This is a genomic window from Streptomyces caelestis (assembly GCF_014205255.1).
GTDB classification, from domain to species: Bacteria; Actinomycetota; Actinomycetes; order Streptomycetales; family Streptomycetaceae; genus Streptomyces; species Streptomyces caelestis.
In genome coordinates this window covers 7,421,591-7,445,013 of the sequence record NZ_JACHNE010000001.1, presented here as the reverse complement: position 1 = coordinate 7,445,013, position 23,423 = coordinate 7,421,591, and the positions used below count along the sequence as shown (strand labels likewise).

Annotated in this window: 18 protein-coding genes and 1 pseudogene; 8 read left to right on the top strand and 11 right to left on the bottom strand. The window is 70.5% G+C overall.

Annotated elements, in window-relative coordinates; translation table 11 throughout:
* The first annotated feature begins 41 nt into the window (after nucleotides 1-41).
* Nucleotides 42-1,868 carry an AMP-dependent synthetase/ligase gene (locus tag HDA41_RS33845; protein ID WP_184990761.1) on the top strand — a complete coding sequence of 609 codons (1,827 nt, stop codon included), beginning with the start codon at nucleotides 42-44 and terminating at the stop codon, nucleotides 1,866-1,868.
* A gap of 157 nt (nucleotides 1,869-2,025) precedes the next feature.
* A complete protein-coding gene (locus HDA41_RS33840; RefSeq protein ID WP_221512812.1) occupies nucleotides 2,026-2,817 on the top strand; it encodes an aldo/keto reductase in 792 nt (263 codons plus the stop codon).
* 85 nt (nucleotides 2,818-2,902) lie between these two features.
* Here HDA41_RS33840 and HDA41_RS33835 read toward each other — a convergent pair whose 3' ends face one another.
* From HDA41_RS33835 to HDA41_RS33825, 3 genes are all read right to left on the bottom strand, one after another.
* Complete coding sequence (locus HDA41_RS33835; protein WP_184990757.1) at nucleotides 2,903-3,604, bottom strand: SDR family oxidoreductase; 702 nt, start codon at nucleotides 3,602-3,604, stop codon at nucleotides 2,903-2,905.
* Between the two features lie 278 nt (nucleotides 3,605-3,882).
* Complete coding sequence (locus tag HDA41_RS33830; RefSeq protein ID WP_184990756.1) at nucleotides 3,883-4,788, bottom strand: class I SAM-dependent methyltransferase; 906 nt, start codon at nucleotides 4,786-4,788, stop codon at nucleotides 3,883-3,885.
* Between the two features lie 139 nt (nucleotides 4,789-4,927).
* A complete protein-coding gene (locus HDA41_RS33825; RefSeq protein ID WP_184990754.1) occupies nucleotides 4,928-6,649 on the bottom strand; it encodes a glycoside hydrolase family 6 protein in 1,722 nt (573 codons plus the stop codon).
* A 404-nt stretch (nucleotides 6,650-7,053) separates the two neighbouring features.
* Between HDA41_RS33825 and HDA41_RS33820 the strand changes: the two genes are divergently transcribed.
* Together HDA41_RS33820 and HDA41_RS33815 are read left to right on the top strand one after the other, a co-directional pair.
* Nucleotides 7,054-9,972 carry a glycoside hydrolase family 48 protein gene (locus HDA41_RS33820; RefSeq protein WP_184990752.1) on the top strand — a complete coding sequence of 973 codons (2,919 nt, stop codon included), beginning with the start codon at nucleotides 7,054-7,056 and terminating at the stop codon, nucleotides 9,970-9,972.
* A gap of 211 nt (nucleotides 9,973-10,183) precedes the next feature.
* Nucleotides 10,184-12,832 carry a cellulose binding domain-containing protein gene (locus HDA41_RS33815; RefSeq protein WP_184990750.1) on the top strand — a complete coding sequence of 883 codons (2,649 nt, stop codon included), beginning with the start codon at nucleotides 10,184-10,186 and terminating at the stop codon, nucleotides 12,830-12,832.
* A gap of 48 nt (nucleotides 12,833-12,880) precedes the next feature.
* On the opposite strand, the gene HDA41_RS33810 is transcribed toward HDA41_RS33815, so the two are convergent.
* Entirely contained in the window at nucleotides 12,881-14,755 is a 1,875-nt protein-coding gene (locus HDA41_RS33810; protein ID WP_184990748.1) for a rhamnogalacturonan lyase, read from the bottom strand.
* Between the two features lie 38 nt (nucleotides 14,756-14,793).
* A pseudogene (locus tag HDA41_RS41840) lies at nucleotides 14,794-14,952 on the bottom strand (WCX domain-containing protein); the annotation flags it as partial.
* A gap of 30 nt (nucleotides 14,953-14,982) precedes the next feature.
* On the opposite strand from HDA41_RS41840, the gene HDA41_RS41835 reads away from it, so the two are divergent.
* On the top strand, nucleotides 14,983-15,216 hold the full coding sequence (locus tag HDA41_RS41835) for a hypothetical protein (protein WP_230299782.1): 234 nt from the start codon (nucleotides 14,983-14,985) through the stop codon (nucleotides 15,214-15,216).
* A gap of 5 nt (nucleotides 15,217-15,221) precedes the next feature.
* Here the strand turns inward: HDA41_RS41835 and HDA41_RS33800 are convergent, their stop codons facing one another.
* Nucleotides 15,222-15,962: a class I SAM-dependent methyltransferase gene (locus tag HDA41_RS33800; RefSeq protein ID WP_184990746.1), complete on the bottom strand. Its 741-nt coding sequence runs from the start codon at nucleotides 15,960-15,962 to the stop codon at nucleotides 15,222-15,224.
* A gap of 4 nt (nucleotides 15,963-15,966) precedes the next feature.
* Entirely contained in the window at nucleotides 15,967-16,272 is a 306-nt protein-coding gene (locus tag HDA41_RS33795) for a 4a-hydroxytetrahydrobiopterin dehydratase (RefSeq protein ID WP_059421762.1), read from the bottom strand.
* Nucleotides 16,273-16,400: 128 nt separating this feature from the next.
* Here HDA41_RS33795 and HDA41_RS33790 point away from each other — a divergent pair, with 128 nt between their 5' ends.
* Nucleotides 16,401-17,207 carry a helix-turn-helix domain-containing protein gene (locus HDA41_RS33790; RefSeq protein ID WP_184990744.1) on the top strand — a complete coding sequence of 269 codons (807 nt, stop codon included), beginning with the start codon at nucleotides 16,401-16,403 and terminating at the stop codon, nucleotides 17,205-17,207.
* Here the strand turns inward: HDA41_RS33790 and HDA41_RS33785 are convergent.
* Nucleotides 17,189-17,614 (bottom strand): hypothetical protein, encoded by a 426-nt coding sequence (locus tag HDA41_RS33785; RefSeq protein WP_184990742.1) that lies wholly within the window; start codon nucleotides 17,612-17,614, stop codon nucleotides 17,189-17,191. The genes HDA41_RS33790 and HDA41_RS33785 overlap by 19 nt on opposite strands.
* Before the next feature lie 240 nt (nucleotides 17,615-17,854).
* Here HDA41_RS33785 and HDA41_RS33780 point away from each other — a divergent pair, with 240 nt between their 5' ends.
* On the top strand, nucleotides 17,855-18,718 hold the full coding sequence (locus tag HDA41_RS33780) for a Sco1979 family transcriptional regulator (protein WP_184990740.1): 864 nt from the start codon (nucleotides 17,855-17,857) through the stop codon (nucleotides 18,716-18,718).
* A gap of 119 nt (nucleotides 18,719-18,837) precedes the next feature.
* Nucleotides 18,838-19,320, top strand: a complete 483-nt coding sequence (locus tag HDA41_RS33775) for a nitrate reductase molybdenum cofactor assembly chaperone (RefSeq protein WP_184990739.1) — start codon at nucleotides 18,838-18,840, stop codon at nucleotides 19,318-19,320.
* Here HDA41_RS33775 and dnaK read toward each other — a convergent pair.
* The 3 genes from dnaK to HDA41_RS33760 are packed head-to-tail and all read right to left on the bottom strand — an operon-like array spanning nucleotide 19,317 to nucleotide 23,365.
* Nucleotides 19,317-21,182: a molecular chaperone DnaK gene (gene dnaK, locus HDA41_RS33770; protein WP_184990737.1), complete on the bottom strand. Its 1,866-nt coding sequence runs from the start codon at nucleotides 21,180-21,182 to the stop codon at nucleotides 19,317-19,319. The two genes, HDA41_RS33775 and dnaK, sit on opposite strands and share 4 nt — an antisense overlap.
* 60 nt (nucleotides 21,183-21,242) lie before the next feature.
* Complete coding sequence (locus HDA41_RS33765; RefSeq protein WP_184990728.1) at nucleotides 21,243-21,983, bottom strand: glycerophosphodiester phosphodiesterase family protein; 741 nt, start codon at nucleotides 21,981-21,983, stop codon at nucleotides 21,243-21,245.
* Entirely contained in the window at nucleotides 21,980-23,365 is a 1,386-nt protein-coding gene (locus tag HDA41_RS33760) for a hypothetical protein (protein ID WP_184990726.1), read from the bottom strand. The genes HDA41_RS33765 and HDA41_RS33760 overlap by 4 nt, the downstream gene beginning before the upstream one ends.
* Nucleotides 23,366-23,423: the final 58 nt, after the last annotated feature.

Genomic DNA, 23,423 nt, shown 5'->3' with positions numbered 1-23,423 from the left:
AGCGTCACTCAACCGAAGCGCTGAGGAGCGGGGAGCGGGGTTTGCGCGAGTTCACCAACCCTCCGTTGGCGTTGGCACCTCCGGTGGGCGGTCTGGCCGACGTGGTCTTCGAGCATGCCCAGGAGGACCCGCTGCGCATCGCGCTGGGCCGCAAGGACGAGTCCGGGCAGTGGCGGGACGTCACCAGCGCCGAGTTCCGCGACGAGGTGCTCGCCCTGGCCAAGGGCCTGCTGGCGAGCGGCATCCGGTTCGGCGACCGGGTCGCGATCATCTCCCGTACGCGCTATGAGTGGACGCTGTTCGACTACGCCCTGTGGACGATCGGCGCCCAGGTCGTGCCGGTCTACCCGACCTCCTCGGCCGAGCAGTGCTTCTGGATGCTGTACGACGCCGAGGTGACGGCCGCGGTCGTGGAGCACGAGGACCACGCGATGACGATCGCCACCGTCATCGACCGGCTGCCGCAGCTGCGCCGCCTGTGGCAGCTCGACTCCGGCGCCGTGCACGAGCTGTACGACGCCGGCGCGCACCTCGACGACGAGGTCGTGCACCGCCACCGGCAGGCCGTCACCCCCGACTCGGTCGCCACGATCATCTACACCTCGGGCACCACCGGCCGCCCCAAGGGCTGTGTCATCACGCACCGCAACTTCATGTACGAGGCGGACACCGTCATCGAGCGCTGGGAGCCGGTGTTCCACTCCAAGCGGGGCGACGAGGCGGCCACCCTGCTGTTCCTGCCGCTCGCCCATGTCTTCGGACGGATGGTCCAGGTCGCCGGGATCCGCGGCAAGGTGAAGTTCGGCCACCAGCCGCAGCTGAACGCGGCGGCCCTGCTGCCCGACCTGGCCGCGTTCAAGCCGACGTTCTTCCTGGCCGTGCCGTACATCTTCGAGAAGGTGTTCAACGCCGCCCGCCGCAAGGCCGAGAAGGAGGGGCGCTCCGGCCCGTTCGAGAAGGCCGTCGACATCGCCATCAAGTACGCGGACGCCATCGAGGCCAAGGCCTGGGGCATCGGCCCCGGCCCCTCGGCGGGCCTGCGCATGCAGCACCAGCTGTTCGACAAGCTCGTCTACTCCAAGATCCGCGCCGCGATGGGCGGCCGCATCAAGCACGCCATGTCCGGCGGCTCGGCGATGGACCGGCGGCTCGGCCTGTTCTTCGCCGGGGCGGGCGTGCACATCTACGAGGGCTACGGCCTGACCGAGTCAACGGCCGCCGCGACCGCCAACCCGCCCGGACGCACGCGGTTCGGCACGGTCGGGCAGCCCATCCCGGGCACGACCGTGCACATCGCGGACGACGGCGAGATCTGGCTGCACGGCCCGAACCTCTTCCAGGGGTACCTCAACAACCCCAAGGCCACCGACGAGACCCTGCACGACGGCTGGCTGGCCACCGGCGACCTCGGCGCGCTCGACGAGGACGGCTACCTCACCATCACCGGCCGCAAGAAGGAGATCCTGGTCACATCGGGCGGCAAGAGTGTTTCGCCCGGCGTGCTGGAGGAACGCGTCCGTGACCATCCACTGGTCAACCAGTGCGTCCTCGTCGGCAACGACCGCCCGTACATCGCCGCCCTCGTGACCCTCGACCCGGAGGCCGTGGAGCACTGGCTGACGATGCGGGGCAAGCCGCGGATGTCCGCGGCGGAGCTGGTGCGCGACGCGGACCTGGAGACGGAGGTGCGGCGGGCGGTGGTCGCGGCCAACACCCTTGTCTCGCAGGCCGAGTCGATCCGCACCTTCCGCATCCTGGCCCAGCCGTTCACCGAGGAGCACGGGTTGCTGACCCCGTCCCTGAAGCTGAAGCGCAAGGCGATCGAAAAGGCGTACGAGAACGAGGTCGAGGCGTTGTACCGGGCGTGACATGCCAGGCAACGGCTGATCGCACGCCCGAATTCTCCCGTCAGGAATGCATCACGGCTCGTGATCGTTGACGATGGGAGGTACACCTGACCACAAACCGAAGGATCGAGAGCTCGTGAGCAAGGTCCCCCCGATCATCCTGAACAATGGCGTCGAGATGCCCCAGCTGGGCTTCGGCGTCTGGCAGGTGCCGGACGACGAGGCCGAGTCGGCCGTCGCTACGGCGCTGGAGGCCGGGTACCGCAGCATCGACACCGCGGCGATCTACGGCAACGAGCAGGGCACCGGCAAGGCCATCGCCGCGTCCGGTCTCCCGCGTGAGGAGCTGTTCGTCACCACGAAGCTCTGGAACGCCGACCAGGGGTACGACTCCACGCTGCGCGCCTTCGACACGTCGCTGGAGAAGCTCGGCCTGGACTTCGTCGACCTGTACCTGATCCACTGGCCGCTGCCGGCCCGGGAGACCTACGTCGACACGTACAAGGCGTTCGAGAAGCTGCACGCCGACGGCCGGATCCGGGCGATCGGTGTCTCCAACTTCCTTCCGGAGCACCTGAAGCGGCTGATCGGCGAGACGTCGGTCGTCCCGGCCGTGAACCAGATCGAGCTGCACCCGCACCTCCAGCAGAACGCCGCCCGTGAGTACCACGCGGAGCAGGGCATCGCCACGGAGGCCTGGTCGCCGCTCGGCCAGGGCAAGGGACTGCTGGAGGTCCCGGCGATCGTGGCCATCGCCCGGAAGCACAACCGCACTCCGGCCCAGGTCGTCCTGCGCTGGCACATCCAGCTGGGCAACGTGGTCATCCCGAAGTCCGTGACCCCGGCGCGGATCAAGGAGAACATCGAGGTCTTCGACTTCACCCTGGACACGGAGGACCTGGCGGCCATCAGCGCCCTCAACGAAGACCGCCGCCTGGGCCCGGACCCGGCGACGTTCGACGGGGTCTGAGGACCCCGGCCCTTGGCCGTGTGACGGACGCGCCCTGGTTCCGACCCCGTGGGGGGTTCCGGAACCAGGGCGCGCTTCTGCCTTCTCAGACCGGCTGCCCCACCGGGCGTACGACCATGGTGTTGATGTCGACGCCACTGGGCTGGTGGGTCGCCCAGACGACTGAGTCGGCGATCTGGTCGGGCGTGAGGAGGTGGCCGGGCGGGAGGCTGCCGTAGGAGTCCCAGAAGGGGGTTTCCACCCGGCCTGGGGCGACCAGAGTCACCCCCACCCCCCACTCCGTGACCTGCCGCCGCGTGTTCTCCGCGAGCCCCGTCACCGCCCACTTGGTCGCCCCGTACAGGTTGCCCGGCCCGTGCACGAACCCGGCGACGCTCCCGACGAGCACGATCCGCCCCCGCGTCTCCTTCAACGCGTCGATGGACGCCCGTATCAGCAGAGCCGGCCCCAGGACGTTCGTCAGCACCATGTCGGTCCAGCCGGCCGGATCCCCCTCGGCGACCGTGTCGTGCGTGGCGGAACCGGCGTTGGCCACGACCGTGTCCAGCCGCCCGAACGCCTTGACGGTCGCGTCGACCGCCGCCCGGACGTCGTCGTACACGGCGGTGTCACCGACGAGCGTCAACAGCCCGTCGGGCTCCCCGAGTTCCTCGGCGAACCCGCGCAGCCGTTCTTCCCCGCGCCCGGTGACGGCGACCCGCTGCCCCGCGTCCAGCAACCGCCGCGCCACGGCGGCGCCGATCCCACTGCCACCGCCGGTGATGAGCGCAACTCGAGAGTCGGACATGGATTCCCCCTGAGATTCTTGCCCGGCCCGAGATCCGGCCGGGTGGTCGATGCCGGGGAGTCCATCACTTTGAGTGCTCTCGAAGTCAAGGCCTGGGGTCTGTCGTTTGGATCAGATCGCAGACGCGGGGCCTGGCACGCGCATCTGCGGCGTTGTCGTCGGTTGCCGATGCTCCGCATCGACGCCCTCCTCCGCCTTGCAGCTGCACGCACCAGGCCCCGCTCACCGGCGCCGAAAGGTGCCGCCGATTCCCTGCGACCTGGTCCAAACGACAGGCCCTAGCCGGCCCGCACCGCCGTGTGCACCGTGTGGGCCTCCAGGACGAACACGTCCGGCCGACGGTGCAGGCCCGCCTCGTCGTCGGGGTCGAGGAGCCGGTCGACGGTCGCGAGGTCCTCCGCGTCGAGACCCTCCGGGAGCCTCTCGCGCAGGTGCGACAGGGCCGCCACGACGTAGGCACGGGCCCGGTCCGAGGCGGGTGCGGGCAGGTCGAGCAGGAAGGTGTGCGTCCGGGTGTGCTGCAGGCCCGCGGCGGTCAGCAGGGCCGGCCAGTCCTCCGTCTGCGCGACATGGCCCGGGAGCTCCGCGCGCATCCGCGTGAACCACTCCGCCTCCACCGCGTCGATCCGCGCCTGGAGCCCGGGCCGGCCGATGCCGATGTCGCGCGGCAGGTACCGCGGGGGCAGACCGCCCTCCATGAGGGCGAGAGTGCCGCCGGGCGCCAGCCGCGCCGCGAAGGCGGTGAGCGCGGCCCGCTGGTCGCCGAGGTGGTGCAGGCTGCGGCTCGCCCAGAGCAGGTCGGCCGGGTAATCCAACTCGCCGAGTACGTCCGGGAGTTCACCGGCGATCGTACCGAAGCGGTCGGCGACCCCCAGCCGCTCGGCCCGCGCCCGCGCCCGCTCCAGCAGCGGCTCGGAGCCGTCCACCGCGACGATCCGCGCGCCCGGGAACGTCTCGGCGAACAGACACGACACGACGCCCGGCCCGCTGCCCGCGTCGACGATCAGGCCCGGTTCGGTCACCTCCTGCGCCAGCCAGGCCATGGCCCGCTCGTACAGGGACGCGAACAGCTCCGCCTGGGACTCCAGCCTCGGGCCCATCTCGGCCCAGTCGATGTCCGTGTGGCCGTGGTGGTGGCCGTGGCCGTGCCGACGGTTGTGGTCGTGGTCGTGGTCGTGCGCCATGGTGGTCAGCCTCTCCCTCGGATGCCGCCAGCCTGCGCCGACGCACCGGGAGAAGGCCACTGCTCTTGCCGCTCCCGCAAAAAAGGATCCGCCGGGGCCAAGGGCCCCGGCGGATCCGTGGGGACGGTGTGTCAGCCGGTCAGGACAGCGGCGGGTACGCGTTCTGCATCAGCTGCCGGAACTGGGCGGAGAACCAGTGCCCGGATATCGGCGCGTCCGGCAGGGCACCCGACATGTTGTAGCCGTTGCGGGCGTTGCCCTCGTACGTCGGGTCGCACATCCGGTCGAAGCCCTTGCCGTCGGGGTTCGGGATCTCCTTGCTCGCCCCGTCGGACTCGCCCGGCGGCTTCATCCACACATACGCGTCGATCCCGGCGGCCGGGCTGGCCTGCGGGCGCTCGCCGAGGCCGGCTCCGGACTGGTTGCACCAGTTGCCGAGGTGGATGCGGCGGTCGTAGCGGCCGCCGTCGACATAGGTGTCGACGGAGGTCCGCGCGCCCGGTCCGGTGGGCCGGGCGGTGCCGCCCCAGCCGTTGCGGGAGGTGTCGATCAGCATGCCGATCCCCGAGGGGAAGCCGACCGAGACGAGCTGGTTGCGGAAGGCCTGGGCGAAGGACAGCTCGTCGGTGTAGCGGTTCCAGTCGACCCACTTCGACTCGCGGACGGACTTGCCGGCCACGTTGTCGTTGATGGAGAAGTTGTTCTCCTTCAGGGCGCTGTAGTTCGCCGTGTTGGTGATGAAGCCGTGGACGTCGTTGACGGTGGCGCCCTCGGCGGTCGCCGCCTCCTTGAACAGGGTCGCGGAGGCACCGAAGTTGTCGTCCCAGCCGATCCAGCCGTGGTGGCCGGCGTCGACGTAGTTGTAGACGTTCGGCACGTCGCCGAGCTTGTTCAGCGCGTACCCGACGCCCTTGACGTAGTTGCCGTTGGCCTTCATCACGTCGCACTGCGGGGTGGCCGTCGGGCGGCTGCCGGTGTTGGTGACGAGGTTGGGCAGCGAGTCGATCTCGACGGTGGTGACGATCCGCAGCGAGGAGTACTTCGAGTCGGCGAGGATCGCCTTGATCGGGTCGATGTACTCCGTCTTGTAGCGGCCGATCTCGTCGGGCTTCAGCTCGCCGTTGGAGGCGAGGGCGGCGCAGTCACGGCCGGGCAGGTTGTAGATGACGAGCTGGATGACCAGCTCGCCGGAGCCCTTCTGGCGCAGCGCCTCGTCGAGGTGGTCGCGCAGGCCCATACCGCCGTTCACGCCGTTGATCGCGGCGATCCGGTCCAGCCAGACACCGGTCGGCTGGTTGGCGATCCGGCTGCCGCCCGGCTCGGCGGCGGCCTTCGCGGACCACTCGGGGTTCACGTACACCTTGGCGCCGTCGTAGGGGTTGTTCACCCGGTTGGCGGGACCGCCCGGCTCCGGCGGATCCGTGGGGCCGCCGGGACCGCCGCTGTCGACGTTGCAGGTCACACCGTCAAGAGTGAAGGTGGCCGGGATCGCGTTGCTGCCGCTGTAGGAGCCCTGGAAGCCGAAGCTGACCGAACCGCCCGTCGCGAGCTGGGCGTTGTAGCTCTCGTTGGCCACGGTGACGTCGGCACCGCTCTGGCTGATCTTGGCGTTCCAGCCGCTGGTGACCTTCTGGTTGCCGGCGTACGACCACTTCAGCGACCACGACGACTTCGCGGCGCTGTTGTTGGTGACGGTCACGGCGGCGGTGAAGCCGGTGCTCCACTGGTTCTGCACCTTGTAGTCGACGGTGCAGGGGACGGCGGCGGCGCCGAGGCCGCCCGGGTCGGCGGCGAACGCCGTGCCGGTGGCTCCGGCGACCAGGGCCATGGCGGCCAGTAACGCTGTTCTCGTACGGCTCATGAGTGCGGGTTTCCCTTTCGGTGGTGGGGGTGTCAGCCGTTCAGGGGGGTGCGCTCCGACAAGGACACGAGGAACCCGGCACCGGCACTCGCGCAGCCGGGGACGACCGCGAAGGCGGCGGCTAAAAGTACTGAACGCGAGGGGTGTCGCATGAGCGACTCCGTGCAGGTCGGGCCCGTCGTGACGGACGCGTCGACTGATGGAATCGCTCCCACTGGTGTCAAGGAAGGTAGCGCCAAGTGTCGGCAAAGAACAGGGGAGTCACTGACTTTCGCTCAACTCTCGGCATCGAATCTTTTCGACTCTTCAAGGACCTTGACCGGTACCACACCCGTCCTCACTATGGGAGCGCTCCCACTGGTTCAAGCCTTGACTTCTCCGAGCCGCAAGGAGGAACCAGCACCATGCATCCCCCACCCCGGAGACGGGGAGCCGTGCGGCGTCTGTGGACCGCCGCGCTCGCAGCTCTCGCGCTTCCGTTGACGATGCTCTCCTCAGGGTCGACTTCCGCTCAGGCGGCCGCACTTCAGTGCAGTGTCGATTACAAGACGAACGACTGGGGTTCCGGCTTCACCGCGGATCTGACCCTCACCAACCGCGGCACGGACGCCATCGACGGCTGGACGCTGACCTACGCCTACTCCGGCAACCAGAAGCTGGGGAACGGCTGGAACGGCACGTGGTCGCAGTCCGGCCAGACCATCACCGTCAAGAACACCCAGCACAACGCGCGGGTCGCCGCGGGCGCCGCCGTCTCCACCGGTGCCCAGTTCAGCTACAGCGGCAGCAACACCGCACCCACGTCCTTCACGGTCAACGGCACCCCCTGCACGGGCGCGCACCAGCCGCCGATCGCCGTGCTGACCAGCCCGGCCGCCGGCGCCGTCTACACCCAGGGCGAGGCGGTCCCGCTGGCGGCCACCGCGGCCGCCGCGGACAACGCCACGATCAGCAAGGTGGAGTTCTACGACGACACCAAGCTGCTGGGCACGGACACGAGCGCGCCCTACGCGCTGTCCGTCTCGGACTTGGCCGTGGGCAGCCACTCCCTGGTGGCGAAGGCCTACGACAGCATGGGCGCCTCCGCCGACTCCACCCCGGTCGGCATCACCGTCGCCTCCGGCCCCACCGTCGTCGCCTCGCCGCTCCAACTGGGCGTGCAGTCCGGCAAGTCGGGCACGTACGAGGTGAAGCTGTCCAAGCAGCCGGCGTCCAACGTCACGGTGACGTCGGCCCGGGCGAGCGGCAACTCGGGCCTGTCGGTCACGGGCGGCGCCTCGCTCACCTTCACCCCGCAGAACTGGAACACCGCGCAGAAGGTGACCGTCACGGCCGCGGGCTCCGGTAGCGGCTCCGCCGTGTTCGAGTCGACGGCCGCGGGCCACGCCAAGGCCTCGGTCACCGTCACCCAGCTGGCGGCGACCAAGGCGTACGACGCCCGCTTCCTGGAGCTCTACGGGAAGATCACCAACCCGGCGAACGGCTACTTCTCCCCCGAGGGCATTCCCTACCACTCGGTCGAGACGCTGATCGTCGAGGCGCCGGACCACGGTCACGAGACCACCTCGGAGGCGTACAGCTACCTCCTGTGGCTCCAGGCCATGTACGGCAAGGTGACGGGTGACTGGTCCAAGTTCAACGGCGCCTGGGATCTCATGGAGAAGTACATGATCCCCACCAAGGCCGACCAGCCGACCAACTCCTTCTACAACGCCTCCAAGCCGGCGACCTACGCGCCCGAGCTGGACACGCCGAACGAGTACCCGGCCAAGCTCGACACCGGTGCCTCGGTGGGCCGGGACCCGATCGCGGCCGAGCTGAAGAGCGCGTACGGCACGGACGACGTCTACGGCATGCACTGGCTCCAGGACGTCGACAACGTGTACGGCTACGGCAACTCGCCCGGCAAGTGCGAGGCGGGTCCCTCGGACACCGGCCCCTCGTACATCAACACCTTCCAGCGCGGCTCGCAGGAGTCGGTGTGGGAGACGGTGCCGCAGCCGACCTGCGACGCCTTCAAGTACGGCGGCAAGAACGGCTATCTGGACCTGTTCACCGGTGACGCCTCCTACGCCAAGCAGTGGAAGTTCACCAACGCGCCGGACGCCGACGCGCGCGCCGTGCAGGCCGCCTACTGGGCGGACCTGTGGGCGAAAGAGCAGGGCAAGGGCGGGCAGGTCTCCGCGACGGTCGCCAAGGCGGCCAAGATGGGCGACTACCTGCGCTACTCCATGTTCGACAAGTACTTCAAGAAGATCGGCAACTGCGTCGGACCCTCCACCTGCCCGGCGGGCACCGGCAAGGACGCCTCGATGTACCTGATGTCCTGGTACTACGCCTGGGGCGGCGCCACCGACACCTCGGCCGGCTGGGCCTGGCGCATCGGCTCCAGCCACGCCCACGGCGGCTACCAGAACCCGCTGGCCGCCTACGCGCTCAGCAACTACGCCCCGCTGAAGCCCAAGTCGGCAACGGGTGCGGCCGACTGGGCCAAGTCCATGGACCGGCAGCTGGAGTTCTACCGCTGGCTGCAGTCGAACGAGGGCGCCATCGCGGGCGGCGCGACCAACAGCTGGGCGGGCCGGTACGCGACCCCGCCCGCGGGCAAGTCGACGTTCTACGGCATGTACTACGACGAGAAGCCCGTGTACCACGACCCGCCGTCCAACCAGTGGTTCGGCTTCCAGGCGTGGTCCATGGAGCGGGTCGCCGAGCTGTACCAGCAGACGGGGAACGCGCAGGCCAAGACGGTCCTCGACAAGTGGGTCGACTGGGCGCTGTCCAAGACCACGTTCAACCCGGACGGCACGTTCCGTATCCCGTCGACGCTGCAGTGGTCGGGCCAGCCCGACACCTGGAACGCGTCGAGCCCCGGCTCCAACAGCGGGCTGCGCGTCAGCGTGGTGGACTACACGAACGACGTCGGGGTGGCGGCCGCGTACGCCAAGACGCTGACGTACTACGCCGACCGCTCGGGTGACACCGAGGCCGCGGCGGCCGCGAAGAAGCTGCTGGACGGTATGTGGGCCAACCACCAGGACGGCCTCGGGATCGCCGTCCCGGAGACCCGCGCGGACTACAACCGGTTCGACGACCCGGTGTACATCCCGAGTGGCTGGACGGGCACGATGCCGAACGGTGACGCGATCAACTCGTCGTCGACGTTCGACTCGATCCGGTCCTTCTACAAGGATGATCCGGCCTGGTCGAAGATCGAGAGCTATCTCGCGGGCGGGGCCGCGCCGTCGTTCACGTATCACCGGTTCTGGGCTCAGGCGGATATCGCGCTGGCCATGGGATCGTACGCGGAGCTTCTCGAATAGCCCCCGCCGGGCGCTCCGCGGGTTGGGCCGTGGGGAGTTGCCGGCCGGCTGTGGCTGGTCGCGCAGTTCCCCGCGCCCCCCAGACAGGGGCGTCCGAAGCTCTGCGTACTTGGCCCCGCACCTGACGCGGGGCCACGGCCGGGCGACTCCACCCGCACGGGAGCCGCCCGGCCCTCGCACGTTCTCCCCCCCTCACGGAAGGACCCCCACCGTGCGAAGAACCCGCATACTCACGGCCGTGCTCGCGCTGGCGGCCGGGTTGTTGTCGGGCGCTCCCACAGCCCTGGCCGCCGATCCGCCGTCGCCGAAGATCACCGCCGACACCTACACCTGGAAGAACGCACGGATCGACGGGGGCGGTTTCGTCCCCGGCATCGTCTTCAACCGGACCGAGAAGAACCTCGCCTACGCCCGGACCGACATCGGCGGTGCCTACCGCTGGCAGGAGGCCTCGAAGACCTGGACGCCGCTGCTGGACTCCGTGGGCTGGGAGGACTGGGGGCACACGGGGGTCGTCAGCCTCGCGTCCGACTCCGTCGACCCGAACAAGGTGTACGCGGCGGTCGGTACGTACACCAACAGCTGGGATCCGAAGAACGGCGCGGTCATGCGCTCCTCCAACCGGGGGGCGAGCTGGCAGAAGGCGAACCTGCCGTTCAAGCTGGGCGGCAACATGCCGGGGCGGGGCATGGGCGAGCGGCTGGCCGTGGACCCGAACCGGAACAGCGTGCTGTATCTGGGCGCGCCCAGCGGCAAGGGGCTGTGGCGGTCGACGGACTCGGGCGTGACCTGGTCGCAGGTGTCGAACTTCCCCAACGTCGGCAACTATGCGCAGGACCCGAGTGACACCAGCGGTTACGCGTCCGACAACCAGGGCATCGTCTGGGTCACCTTCGACGAGTCCACGGGCACGTCGGGCAGCGCCACGAAGACGATCTACGTGGGGGTCGCCGACAAGGACAACGCGGTGTACCGCTCGACGGACGCGGGCGCGACCTGGCAGCGCCTTGCCGGGCAGCCCACCGGCTATCTCGCCCACAAGGGCGTCCTGGACGCGAAGAACGGCCATCTCTACCTTGCCTACAGCGACAAGGGCGGCCCGTACGACGGCGGCAAGGGCCAGCTGTGGCGGTACGCGACCGGGACCGGTGCCTGGACGAACATCAGCCCGGTGGCCGAGGCCGACACGTTCTACGGCTTCAGCGGGCTGACGGTGGACCGGCAGAAGCCGGGCACGGTGATGGCGACCGCGTACAGCGCCTGGTGGCCGGACACGCAGATCTTCCGCTCCACGGACAGCGGCGCGACCTGGACCAAGGCGTGGGACTACACGTCGTACCCCAACCGCGAGAACCGCTACACGATGGATGTCTCGTCCTCGCCGTGGCTGACCTGGGGCGCCAACCCGCAGCCGCCCGAGCAGACTCCGAAGCTGGGGTGGATGACGGAAGCCCTGGAGATCGACCCGTTCAACTCCAACCGCATGATGTACGGGACGGGCGCGACGATCTACGGCACCGAGAACCTCACGAACTGGGACAACGGCGGGAAGTTCGCCGTCAAGCCGATGGTGCAGGGGCTGGAGGAGACGGCGGTCAACGACCTCGCCTCTGCCCCGTCCGGTGCCCCGCTGCTCAGCGCGCTCGGCGACATCGGCGGCTTCCGCCACACGGATCTGACGAAGGTCCCGTCGATGATGTTCACCCAGCCGAACTTCACGACGACCACGAGTCTGGACTTCGCCGAGTCGAATCCGAACACGGTCGTCCGGGTCGGCAACCTCGACTCGGGTCCGCACATCTCGTTCTCGACGGACAACGGCGCCAACTGGTTCGCCGGGACCGACCCCTCGGGCGTGAGCGGCGGCGGCACGGTCGCGGCGGCGGCCGACGGCAGCCGGTTCGTGTGGAGCCCGCAGGGCGCCGGCGTGCACCACACGACGGGCTTCGGCACGTCGTGGCAGGCGTCCGGCGGAATCCCCTCCGGGGCGATCGTGGAGTCGGACCGCGTCGACCCGAAGACGTTCTACGGCTTCAAGTCCGGGAAGTTCTACGTCAGTACGGACGGCGGCGCGACGTTCAAGGAGTCACCGGCGACAGGGCTGCCCGGCGGTGACAGTGTCCGCTTCAAGGCGCTGCCCGGCGGGAAGGGCGACGTCTGGCTGGCGGGCGGCGCGAGCGACGGGGCGTACGGCCTGTGGCACTCGACGGACGGCGGCACGAGCTTCACGAAGCTGTCGAACGTCGAGCAGGCCGACACCATCGGCTTCGGCAAGGCGTCGCCCGGCGCCTCCTACCAGACGCTCTACACCAGTGCGAAGATCGGCGGCGTGCGCGGCATCTTCCGCTCCACGGACAAGGGCGCGAGCTGGACGCGCATCAACGACGACGCCCACCAGTGGGGCTGGACGGGTGCGGCCATCACCGGTGACCCGAGGGTGTACGGCCGGGTGTACGTGGCGACCAACGGCCGTGGCGTCATCTACGGCGACAGCTCCGACGGCGGCACCACGGGTCCCGGGCCCGGGCCCGACCCGGCCGGCGCCTGCAAGGTGACGTACAAGGTCACCAGCCAGTGGTCGGGTGGCTTCCAGGCGGACGTGCAGGTCACCAACACCGGCACCACCCCCTGGAACGGCTGGTCGCTGGCCTGGTCCTTCACCGACGGCCAGAAGCTGACCCAGGCGTGGAACGCCGAGGCCGCGCAGTCGGGTTCGACGGTGACGGCGAAGAACGTCGGCTGGAACGCCGGCGTGGCGGCGGGCTCGTCCGTGAGCTTCGGCTTCACGGCGAACGCGTCGGGGACGAACACGAAACCGACGGCGTTCAAGCTGGGTGACCAAAGCTGCACGGTGGCCTGACGTGCTGCCGAGGGCGTATGCCGCAGACGGCATACGCCCTCGGCTTTCTCAGGGGGTGTAGACCGTCGGCCTGGGAGCCGTCGGCATGGCGTTGCCGATGAAGAAGCTCGGGTGCGGGGGCTGGTTGTACGCCGTGTTCTGCCAGGCCAGGGCCGTGCGGTACTGGGTGTCGTGGAGCAGGGTCGTGATGCGGGTGTTCGTCTGGTGCGGTGTGGAGTAGATCCGCAGGGCCCTGTTGTCCGACGTCGGCCAGATGACCTCTTCACGCCAGTCGCCGAGGATGTCTCCGGAAAGGGACGGCGTGGCCTTGGTGCCGTTGTTGGAGTGGACGCCGGAGCCGGTCAGCAGGCGGGTGTCGCCGGAGGTGCCGTACTTGTCGATGCGGGTGCCGTCGAGGAGTTCACGGACGGGGTCGCCGTCCCACCAGCTGACGAAGTTCATGCTGGACGGCTCCCGGCCCAGGGAGGCGCCGGTCGCCGAGCGCAGGGTGGTGTCGGTGGCCGACCATGCCTCGGCACCGGGGCTGCCGGCGTGGACGTCGGCGGCGACTCCGCGGCCGTTGTCCGAGCCGGAGGCCGTACGCCACAGGATCTGGCCGGTGCGCGCGTCGGCCATCCACGAGCCGGGCTGGCTGGAGCTTTCCGAGACCTTGAAGTACTCCAGGCCGGCGCGCGAGGGGTTGAGGTCCCCGACGTGGCCCGCGTCGCCGTGGCCCAGCCTGGTGGTCCACAGTCCGTTGCCGTTGTCGTCCACGGTCATCGCGCCGTAGACGATCTCGTCCTTGCCGTCCGCGTCGACATCCGCGACGGACAGGCTGTGGTTGCCCTGGCCGTCGTAGCCCTTGCCGCTGTTGGTGGAGGAGGCGGTGTCGAAGGTCCAGCGGCGGGTGAAGGCACCGTTTCGCCAGTCCCAGGCGGCGATGACGCTGCGGGTGTAGTAGCCGCGCGCCATGATCAGGGACGGGCGGGAGCCGTCGAGGTAGGCCGTGCCCGCCAGGAAGCGGTCGGCGCGGTTGCCGTAGTTGTCGCCCCAGGAGGAGACGTTGCCCCGGCCCGGGACGTAGTCGACGCTCTGCATCGCCTTGCCCGTCTGCCCGTTGAACATCGTCAGGTACTCGGGGCCGGAGAGCACGTAGCCGCTGGAGTTGCGGTGGTCGGCCGTGGAGGAGCCGATCACCGCGCCCGTGCCGTCCCTCGTGCCGTCGGCGGTCTTCATGGCGACCTCGGCCTTGCCGTCGCCGTCGTAGTCGTACACCTGGAACTGCGTGTAGTGCGCGCCGGAGCGGATGTTGCGGCCCAGGTCGATGCGCCACAGCCGGGTGCCGTCGAGCTTGATGCCGTCGACGATGGTGTTGCCGGTGTAGCCGGACTGGGAGTTGTCCTTGGCGTTGGTCGGCTGCCACTTCAGGACGATGTCCAGGGCGCCGTCGCCGTCCAGGTCGCCCAGGGAGGCGTCGTTGGCCTCGTAGGTGTACGCCGAGTTGCCCGGGGCCGTGCCGCCCGCGGGCGGGGAGAGGGGGACGTCCTTGTAGCCGGTGCGGAACTGGATCGCGTGCGCCGAGTCGCCCTGCTCCACGCCGTTCACGATCGCGCGGACGGTGTAGTCGGCGTGCGAGGGGGCGCCGGAGTGGAAGTAGTTCGTGGAACCGGTGATCGGGGCCGAGTTGACCTTCGTACCGGCCCGGTACACGTTGAACGACACGTTGTTCTGGTCCGTTCCCAGCCAGCGCCAGCTGACCAGGTTTCCGCTGCCGGTGTGGACGCTGACGACGCCCCGGTCCAGCTTCTCGACCTGCCGCGCGGTGGCGGCCGCCGCGTGGTGGTCAGTGGCGAACGTGGTCAGGCCGGCGCCCACGAGCGCCGCCGTGGCTGCGGCGACGGGGAGGAGCAGGCGGCGTCTGCGGTGCCTGTGCGGGTGCTTCACGGGACGGACCTCCTGGAGGGACGGGCGGATTCCGCCTCTCAGTTGCCGCGGGGGGCACGGGAGTTGCCGTACCGCTTAGGCAGTTCGGCCACGGTCCGGGCGATTTTCGACCGCGGTTCGTCCGGAGCCAGCACCTCGGTGCCCGCGCCGAGCCGCAGGAACTCGGCGCGGGCGTGCTCGACGGACTCGATGGGGACCGTGGCACGCGTCCAGCCGTCGTCGTCCGTATGTCCGTCGCGTCGTACGGTCTCCCCCGCCGGGCCGGTGAGCGTCCTCCCCGGGCCGGTCGCACGACCGCCTCGCCGCGGTGGAGCCGGTCGTGGAAGCCCCGCTGGTACGCCGCCCAGTACGCGGCCGGGTCGAAGGCCGGCGCCCGCTGGGAACAGGCGTTCTCCACAGACGACCTCCGCGGCGGAGAGACCTGGCTGACCAACTCGGTCATGGAGCTCACCCGGGCTTGAGGCCCTCACGGCTTCCGGAACGCCCGGAGCGTGAAGAACGGGTCGGGGCGGGGTCTGTCCTGGTCGGGGAGTTCCGCCAGCCGGGTGGCGAAGCCTTCGGCGAGCGGGTGGCCGGGCGGCAGGGTGACGAACCAGCCGCGGCGCAGGTCGGCGACCGTGCGGCGCGGGCTGCGGCCCTGCCCGTGGCCGCGGAAGCGGGCCTGCCCAGCCGGGACCAGGCCGTGGCCGGCGGCGTGGCTCTCGACGTCCGCCGCCGCGTCCCGGACCGGGCTGGGCGGGCGGGCGGACAGGACGACATCGATGTCACTGCCCACGTTGTGGGAGGCGGCCTTGTCGACCGTGGTGACGTAGACGCCGCCGGGCCGCAGCACCCGGGCGCACTCGCCGATGATGGTCCGGACGTCGGCGGGCCCGGAGGCCAGGTGCAGCAGCCACACGCTGCACACGGCGTCGAACTCGGCGTCCCGGAAGGGCAGCCGGCGGCTGTCGGCGAGCACCACGGCACCGGGCAGCCGGGCGGCGGCCTGCCGGGCCATCGCCGGGGCGAGGTCCACGCCGGTCACCCGCATGCCCTCGCGCGCGGCCGCGAGCCGGCGGGTCACGATGCCGGTGCCGCAGGCGACGTCGAGCAGGCTGCGCGCATCCGGCGGCACGAGGCTCAGCACCGCTGCCGCGGCGGCGGCCGCCCTGGGCTCGCCGCCGCGCGAGGCGTCGTACCGCTCCGCTTCCTTGTCGTAGTCGAGCACGCGGTCAGTGTGCCCCGTGCCCGGGGGCCAGGTCCTCCACCCTGCGGGCGAGCTCGAAGTCCTTCTCGGTGACGGCGCCGCCCGCACTGTGCGTGTGGACGGACAGGGACACCGAGTTGTAGCCGAGCGTGAGGTCGGAGTGGTGGTCGAGCTCCTCCTGGACCTGGGCGATGTGCACGACCATCGCCGTCGCCGCGAAGTGCGAGCCGAGCCGGTAGGAACGGGTGAGGCGGTCCCCGTCGAGCGACCAGCCCGGCAGTTCGGCCAGCCGGTCCTCGACCTCCTTCTGCGACAGCGGTTCGACGGGCATGGGCAGCGCTCCTTCCCTGGCTCCGGTGTCCTCTTCTCCCTTCTCAGCCTGCCACAACGGGACGTCCGGGGCCCTGGTCGCAGCGGTGTGCCTGTTCGGTGCGACCGGTTCTCGGCTACGGTCCCGGCATGACCACTCATCCCTCCACCACCGGCCAGGGCGCGGGGCCGCTGCTGCGGGCCTGGCGGGAGCAGCGCCGGGTCAGCCAGCTGGAGCTGGCCCTGCGCGCGGACTCCTCGGCCCGGCACATCAGCTTCGTCGAGACGGGCCGCTCCCGGCCCAGCGAGGAGATGGTGCTGCGGCTGGCCGAGCACCTGGACGTCCCCGTGCGGGAGCGCAACGCGTTGCTGCTCGCGGCCGGTTACGCCCCGCGCTACCCCGAGACGCCGCTGGACGACCCGGCGCTGGGCGCGCTGCGCGAGGGCATCGAGCGGCTGATCGGGGGCTACGAGCCGTATCCGGCGCTGGTGGTGGACGCGCTGTACGACGTCGTGGCGGCCAACCGGGGGATCATGACGCTGCTCGACGGCGTCGCCGAGTCCCTGCTCGAGCCGCCGCTGAACGCGATGCGGCTCGCCCTGCACCCGCAGGGCATGGCGCCGCGCATCCGCAACCTGCGCGCCTGGCGCGGGCACCTGCTGGAGCAGATGGAGCGGCAGATCGCGCTGCACCGCTCCGATCCGCTGCGGGCGCTGTACGAGGAGGTGGCGGCGTATCCGGTGCCCGAGGCGGATCCGGTGGACGAGCCCGCGGAGCCGGTGCCGTACTTCGCGCTGCCGCTGCGGATCGAGCACGAGGGGCGGACGCTGTCGTTCATCTCCTCGATCGCCACGTTCAACACACCGATGGACGTGACCGTCGCCGAGCTGGCCATCGAGACGCTCCTCCCGGCCGACCCGGCGACTGTCAAGTACCTTCAGTCACTGCTGCCCTGACGGGCCTTCAGCGCCATGAGCTGGAGGCCGGCGAACCCGGCCACGGTCAGGGACTGGAGCACCGTCCACACGGCGCCCGCCGTGCTCGGCGTCAGCCACAGCACCAGGGCCGTGAGGCTCACAGCCGTCCAGGCGAGGTTCATGTCGACGACGGCCTGCACGCCGAGCGTCGGCGGCTGCCGGCGGGCAGCCAGCAGACCCACGCCCGCCGCGTAGGCGGCGAGGAACGCGCCCAGTGCGAGCAGCAGCGTGGAGTCCACGCCGAGGAAACGGCCGAGCGGGCCGGAGAACGCGAGGTAGGCGAGCGCGTTGGTGCCGGTCACCACCGCGTCCAGGGCGAGGAAGCGGCGCAGCATCGCCTGCGGCGCGCTGGTCCGGGCGAGTGTGGCGAGCTGGGTCGCGGACATGGTGAATCACCCTCCGTCGGGTCGTGGTGTGGCAGCGGGTCCCGAGTCCCGGGCCGGAGTGCGCCGGCCCGGGACTCGATGCGTTCACGATCCCGTCCCGTGCGCGCCCGGTCGATTACCCGCGGGGTAATGCACCGGCGACTCGTCCTTTCTCGTGATCTCCTCGCCCGCGGCCCTGTGAGACTGACGGCGGAACGTGACAGACTGATCGCAGGCTTGGGCACGTTGGGGAGGCGTGGCGTGAGTGAACGGCGGGCCGCACCCACCGTGGGCCAGGTGGTGCTGGGCAAGAGGTTGCAGGAACTGCGCGAGGCCGCGGGGCTCAGTCGTGACGAGGCCGCCCGGGTGCTGCGCGTCGCCCCCGCGACGGTCCGGCGGATGGAGACCGCCGACGTCGCCCTCAAGATCCCGTACGTGCAGATCCTGCTGACGGCGTACGGCGTGCCCGACGACGAGGTGACCGCGTTCGTCGAGCTCGCCGAGGAGGCGAACCGGCCGGGCTGGTGGCAGCGGTTCCACGACGTGCTGCCGGAGTGGTTCAGCCTGTACGTGAGCCTGGAGGGCGCCGCCCGGATCATCCGGTCCTACGAGCCGCACTTCGTGCCGGGCCTGCTGCAGACCGAGGGGTACGCGCGCGCGGTCCTGCGGGCCGGCACCATCGGGAACTCTGGGCCGGAGGCCGTGGAGCGGCATGTGTCGCTGCGCATGGAGCGCCAACGGCTGCTGGAGCGCCCGAACCCGCCGCACCTGTGGGTGATCATGGACGAGACGGTGCTGCGGCGACCGGTGAGCGTCGACGGCCAGGTGATGCGGGACCAGCTGGACAAGCTGCTGGAGTACTCCGAGCGGGACCGCGTCACGCTCCAGATCGCCGAGTTCAAGGACGGCCCGCACCCGGGGACGTACGCGCCGTTCTCCCTGTTCCGCTTCGCCGAGCCCGAACTGCCCGACATGGTCTTCACCGAGTACCTGACCGGCGCGCTCTACCTCGACTCCCGCAAGGAGGTCTCCGCGCACCTGGAGGTCCTCGACCACATGACCGCGGGCGCCGCCTCCACCCAGCGCACCGAGAAGCTCCTGCGGGAGTACCACGAGACCTTCTGAGCGGGGCCCCTCGCGCGCAGGCCGTGACCCGGACGGGCGTCGCCGGCGGGTGCGCTCCCCCGTCCGCCCCTAGCGTCGTCAGCACGGGGCGCTGCACGAGCGCACGCCAAGGAGGTCAGATGCCCGGCTTCGAGCTGCTGTACCAGGCGGCCGCGCTGTGCCTGACGTATCCCGGCGACGAGTTCAGCGCCCGGCTGCCGCTGCTGCGCGAAGCCGCCCCGCAGCTGAGGGAGTTCGCCGACCACGCGGCCGTCACCGCGCCGCGGGAGCTGGCCGCCCACTACCTCCAGGTCTTCGAGAGCGCGGAAGGCCACAGCCTGTACCTGAGCCGCTGGCGGGGGATCTCGCCGGCCCGCTTCCAGGAGCTCTACAGCTCCCACGGCCTGGAGCTCACCGGCGAGGAGCTGCCCGATTTCCTGCCGGCGGTACTGGAGTTCACGGCCCGCACCGGCAACACGATTCTGCTGACGGAGCACCGGGCCGGACTGGAGAGACTCCGCTCCGGCCTGGCCGACTCCGGCACTCCGTACGCCTCCGTCGTCGAGGCCGTGTACGCGACGCTGCCGCCCGCGGAGAGCCAGGCCGCTCCCGGGAGAGGCTAGGCCGCCCCGCCCTTCCGGTCTCCCTGGTCCTTCTCCTCGTCCACGATCTCCGCGTCGACGACGCCCTCTTCCTCGCGCGCCGTGCCGGATGATTCCTCGGTCGGTGTCTGCTGGGCCTGGGCGTACATCGCCTGGCCCATCTTCTGGCTGACCGAGGCCAGTTTCTCGACGCCGGCGCGCAGGGCGGCGGTGTCCGCCTGCTGTTCCAGCTGTCCCTTCACCTCGGCGATGGCCGACTCGACCTCGCTCCTGGTGTCGGCCGGGATCTTGTCGCCGTTGTCGCGGAGGAACTTCTCCGTCTGGTAGACGAGTTGCTCGGCCTGGTTGCGGGTCTCGGCGGCCTCGCGGCGCTTGCGGTCCTCCTCCGCGTACTGCTCGGCCTCGCGCATCATGCGGTCGATGTCGTCCTTGGGCAGGGCCGAGCCGCCGGTGACGGTCATCTTCTGTTCTCGGCCGGTCGCCAGGTCCTTGGCGGAGACGTGCATGATGCCGTTGGCGTCGATGTCGAAGGCCACCTCGATCTGCGGTACGCCGCGCGGCGCCGGCGGCAGGCCCGTCAGGTCGAAGACGCCGAGCTTCTTGTTGTAGGCGGCGATCTCCCGTTCGCCCTGGTAGACCTGGATGCCGACCGAGGGCTGGTTGTCGGCGGCGGTGGTGAAGATCTCCGAACGCCGGGTGGGAATCGTCGTGTTGCGCTCGATGAGCTTCGTCATGATGCCGCCCTTGGTCTCGATGCCCAGGGACAGCGGCGTGACGTCGAGCAGCAGCACGTCCTTGACGTCGCCGCGGAGGACGCCCGCCTGGAGCGCGGCGCCGAGCGCCACGACCTCGTCGGGGTTGACGCCCTTGTGCGGTTCCTTTCCGGTGAGTTCCTTGACCAGTTCGGTGACGGCGGGCATGCGGGTGGAACCGCCGACGAGGATGACGTGGTTGACCGCGGAGAGCTTCACCCCGGCGTCCTTGACCGCCTGGTGGAAGGGCGTCTTGCAGCGGTCGAGCAGGTCGGCGGTGAGCTCCTGGAACTGGGCCCGGGTCAGCTTCTCGTCGAGGTGCAGCGGCCCCTCGGCGGAGGCCGTGATGTAGGGCAGGTTGATCGTCGTCTCGGTGGAGCTGGACAGCTCGATCTTGGCCTTCTCGGCGCCCTCGCGCAGCCGCTGCACGGCCATCCTGTCGCCCGCGAGATCGACGCCGTACTGTCCTTTGAAGCGCTTGACCAGGTACTCGACGATCCGCTGGTCCCAGTCGTCGCCGCCGAGGTGGGTGTCGCCGTTGGTGGCCTTCACCTCGATGACGCCCTCGCCCATCTCCAGCAGCGACACGTCGAAGGTGCCGCCGCCGAGGTCGAAGACGAGCACCGTCTGGTCGTTCTCCTTGTCCAGGCCGTAGGCGAGGGCCGCGGCCGTCGGCTCGTTGATGATCCGCAGGACCTTCAGGCCCGCGATCTCCCCGGCCTCCTTGGTCGCCTGCCGCTGGGTGTCGTCGAAGTAGGCCGGGACGGTGATCACCGCGTCGGTGACGTCCTCCCCCAGGTAGGACTCCGCGTCCCGCTTCAGTTTCTGGAGCACCCTCGCGGACAGCTCCTGCGCCCGGTAGCGGGTGCCGTCGATGTCGCCCTGGTCGGGGAAGCGCCAGTGCGCGTCACCCATGTGGCGCTTGACCGAGCGGGCGGTGCGATCCACGTTCGTCACGGCCTGCCGCTTGGCCACCTCCCCGACCAGCACCTCGCCGTTCTTGGCGAACGCCACGACCGAGGGTGTGGTCCTGGCTCCTTCCGCGTTGGCGATGACGGTGGGCTCGCCGCCTTCCAGCACGGCGACCACCGAGTTCGTGGTTCCGAGGTCGATTCCGACCGCACGTCCCATCGCTGTCCCCTTCCGCCAGGGCGCTCTCACTTTCCAGCACAAAACCTGAGTGCGCTGTTGTCAATGCCGCGAGGGGGTGATCGGCCCGCGGAGCGCCACGGCCCGCCGGGGCCGGTCGGTGACGAGGACGTCCACGCGCGGGTGGGTGAGGAAGGCCCGCATCAGGGTGTCGTCGTTGACCGTCCACACCATGGTGAACAGGCCGTGCCGGGTCGCCTCGCGCAGCACGGTGGTCCTGGCCAGCCGCTGGTGCACGGCGACGCCGTGGGCCCCGCAGGCCCGGATGCGGCGGGCCGGGAACAGCTCGCTCAGCCGGGTCCCGGGCAGCCGGGCCAGGGCCAGTTCCCTGCGGTCGCGCCCCAGGGACAGCGCGGTGCGCACCCCGGGGAAGGCCTGCGCGACGGCGGCCACGGAACGGTCCTCCAGCGTCGTCACGACGAGCCCGTCCACGCCGAGCAGGGCCACAGCCCGGTCGATCACCTCCCGCTCGTAGCCCACCTCCTTCAGGTCCAGGTGCGCCACGAGCTTCCCGGCGATCAGCGCCATGACCTCGTCCACCACCGGCACCTCGTATCCGGCCCACTCGCTCAGCTCGGCGTGCGTGAGCGCGGCCAGCGGCGGCCCGGTGTGCCCGGCCCGGGGGTCGTGGTAGACGACGAGGACGCCGTCCTTCGTGCGGCGGATGTCGAACTCGACGTACTCCGCGCCGGACTCCAGCGCGTCCTCGTACGCCTGCCAGGTGGCGGGCCCGGCGCGCTCGGAGCCGCCCCGGTGGGCGGAGACGGCGGGGCGTGGCGTCATGGTCGTCGGCTCCCGGCGGGCGAGCGTGGCGGCGGGACGGGTACGGCGTCGTCGTCGGACGCCGGCAGCAGCGAGCCGGAGCGGGTCCTGATCCGTCTGAGCAGGACGTAGCCGATCAGGACCAGCGTGACGAAGGGGAGCCAGGCCAGCGCGTAGGCCGTGCCGTAGGTGCGCAGGTCGAGGATGGAGCGGTGTTCGTCGACGTTCGTGCCGTTCACGCCGAAGAAGGCCAGCAGCAGGGTGGGCGGCAGGGCGATCAGCGTGGCGGCGGCGACCAGGCCGGAGACGGTGCGGTCCCGGCGGTCGTCGCGCTCGGCGAGTTCGGCGTCCAGGGCGGCGGAGCGGGCGCTGATCACCGAGGTCAGGCGCTCGACCATGCGGGCGGAGTTCTCCAGGCTGTCGCGGATGCCGAGCGCGTCGCGCAGGGAGGACTGGAACGCCTCCATGACCATCTCGGGGATCAGCAGGCTGTCGACGTAGGCCTCGACGCCGAAGGCGAGGTCCAGCTGGAGTTCGTTGACGCCCGCGGAGAGGCGGGAGATCAGGGAGCGGATCTCGGTGGGCGAGTCGGTCAGGGCCCGCTCGTTGGCCTTCATCGTCGCGAAGGCCGCCAGGCGGGTGCGCTGGAGCACGGCCAGGGCGGAGATCATGCCGATGGCGACGAGCGTCAGGCCGTTCTCGACGTGCGGGGCCCAGCCCGCCTGGACGGAGACGCCCCGGCCGAGGGCGGACAGGGTGACGCCGTGGTTCCTGACGTGCGGCGCGAGGCCGGCGTCGTAGGGCGTGGCGGGGTTCCAGGGCATCCGGCCGCGGTAGACGATCTCGTTCAGCAGGATCGCCCTGCGGGCCTCGTCGGCGCTGAGCAGCTCGCGCTGTAACCGGCCGCCGGGGAAGACGAGTTGGTGCACGTTCTGGCCGAGCGCGAGCGGCCGGCCGCCGAGTTGCCCGGTCAGCACCGTCAGGAGTGGGCGGTCGTCGAGTTCGATCCGCTCCCGGTCGAAGCAGGTGGTGGCCAGCCAGGCGGCGAGGTCGCCGGCCGTGGTCTCGCCCGCGAAGGCGCAGTCCAGGACGAGGGTGGCGTCGCCGCGCGGGGTGGTGACGACGAGGATCCGCAGGGACGCGAGGCCGAGGCCGTGGTCGCCGTGCGGCAGCCGCAGCCGACGTGGCGCGACCTGTTCGTCGAGCACCGGAACAGGGAGGACGTCCTGGCTGGTCATCAGGTGGGAGGCGAAGCGGCCGTAGTCGTAGCGGTCGACGAGGGCGCCGAGGACGGTGTCGCGGGGGCGGAGCCGGCCGGAGAGGCTGCACAGCAGCAGGACGCGGGTCCGGTCACGGGTGGCGGAGTCGAGCAGCGTCGCGCTGGTGGACGTTCCCGGCAGCATCGCGTCCCTTCCGGACCGTCGGCGGCAGAGCGTCTGGTTCCTACCCCGGGCGCGGTGG

What these genes read in the sequence shown, in the direction of transcription:
- HDA41_RS33835 (WP_184990757.1), bottom strand. Translation starts at nt 3,604, where the DNA reads ATGTCCGACTCTCGAGTTGCGCTCATCACCGGCGGTGGCAGTGGGATC.
- HDA41_RS33795 (WP_059421762.1), bottom strand. Translation starts at nt 16,272, where the DNA reads ATGCCCGTCGAACCGCTGTCGCAGAAGGAGGTCGAGGACCGGCTGGCC.
- HDA41_RS33785 (WP_184990742.1), bottom strand. Translation starts at nt 17,614, where the DNA reads ATGTCCGCGACCCAGCTCGCCACACTCGCCCGGACCAGCGCGCCGCAG.
- HDA41_RS33840 (WP_221512812.1), top strand. Translation starts at nt 2,026, where the DNA reads ATGCCCCAGCTGGGCTTCGGCGTCTGGCAGGTGCCGGACGACGAGGCC.
- HDA41_RS33765 (WP_184990728.1), bottom strand. Translation starts at nt 21,983, where the DNA reads ATGACGCCACGCCCCGCCGTCTCCGCCCACCGGGGCGGCTCCGAGCGC.
- HDA41_RS33820 (WP_184990752.1), top strand. Translation starts at nt 7,054, where the DNA reads ATGCATCCCCCACCCCGGAGACGGGGAGCCGTGCGGCGTCTGTGGACC.
- HDA41_RS33825 (WP_184990754.1), bottom strand. Translation starts at nt 6,649, where the DNA reads ATGAGCCGTACGAGAACAGCGTTACTGGCCGCCATGGCCCTGGTCGCC.
- HDA41_RS33790 (WP_184990744.1), top strand. Translation starts at nt 16,401, where the DNA reads ATGACCACTCATCCCTCCACCACCGGCCAGGGCGCGGGGCCGCTGCTG.
- HDA41_RS41835 (WP_230299782.1), top strand. Translation starts at nt 14,983, where the DNA reads ATGTCCGTCGCGTCGTACGGTCTCCCCCGCCGGGCCGGTGAGCGTCCT.
- dnaK (WP_184990737.1), bottom strand. Translation starts at nt 21,182, where the DNA reads ATGGGACGTGCGGTCGGAATCGACCTCGGAACCACGAACTCGGTGGTC.
- HDA41_RS33830 (WP_184990756.1), bottom strand. Translation starts at nt 4,788, where the DNA reads ATGGCGCACGACCACGACCACGACCACAACCGTCGGCACGGCCACGGC.
- HDA41_RS33775 (WP_184990739.1), top strand. Translation starts at nt 18,838, where the DNA reads ATGCCCGGCTTCGAGCTGCTGTACCAGGCGGCCGCGCTGTGCCTGACG.
- HDA41_RS33760 (WP_184990726.1), bottom strand. Translation starts at nt 23,365, where the DNA reads ATGCTGCCGGGAACGTCCACCAGCGCGACGCTGCTCGACTCCGCCACC.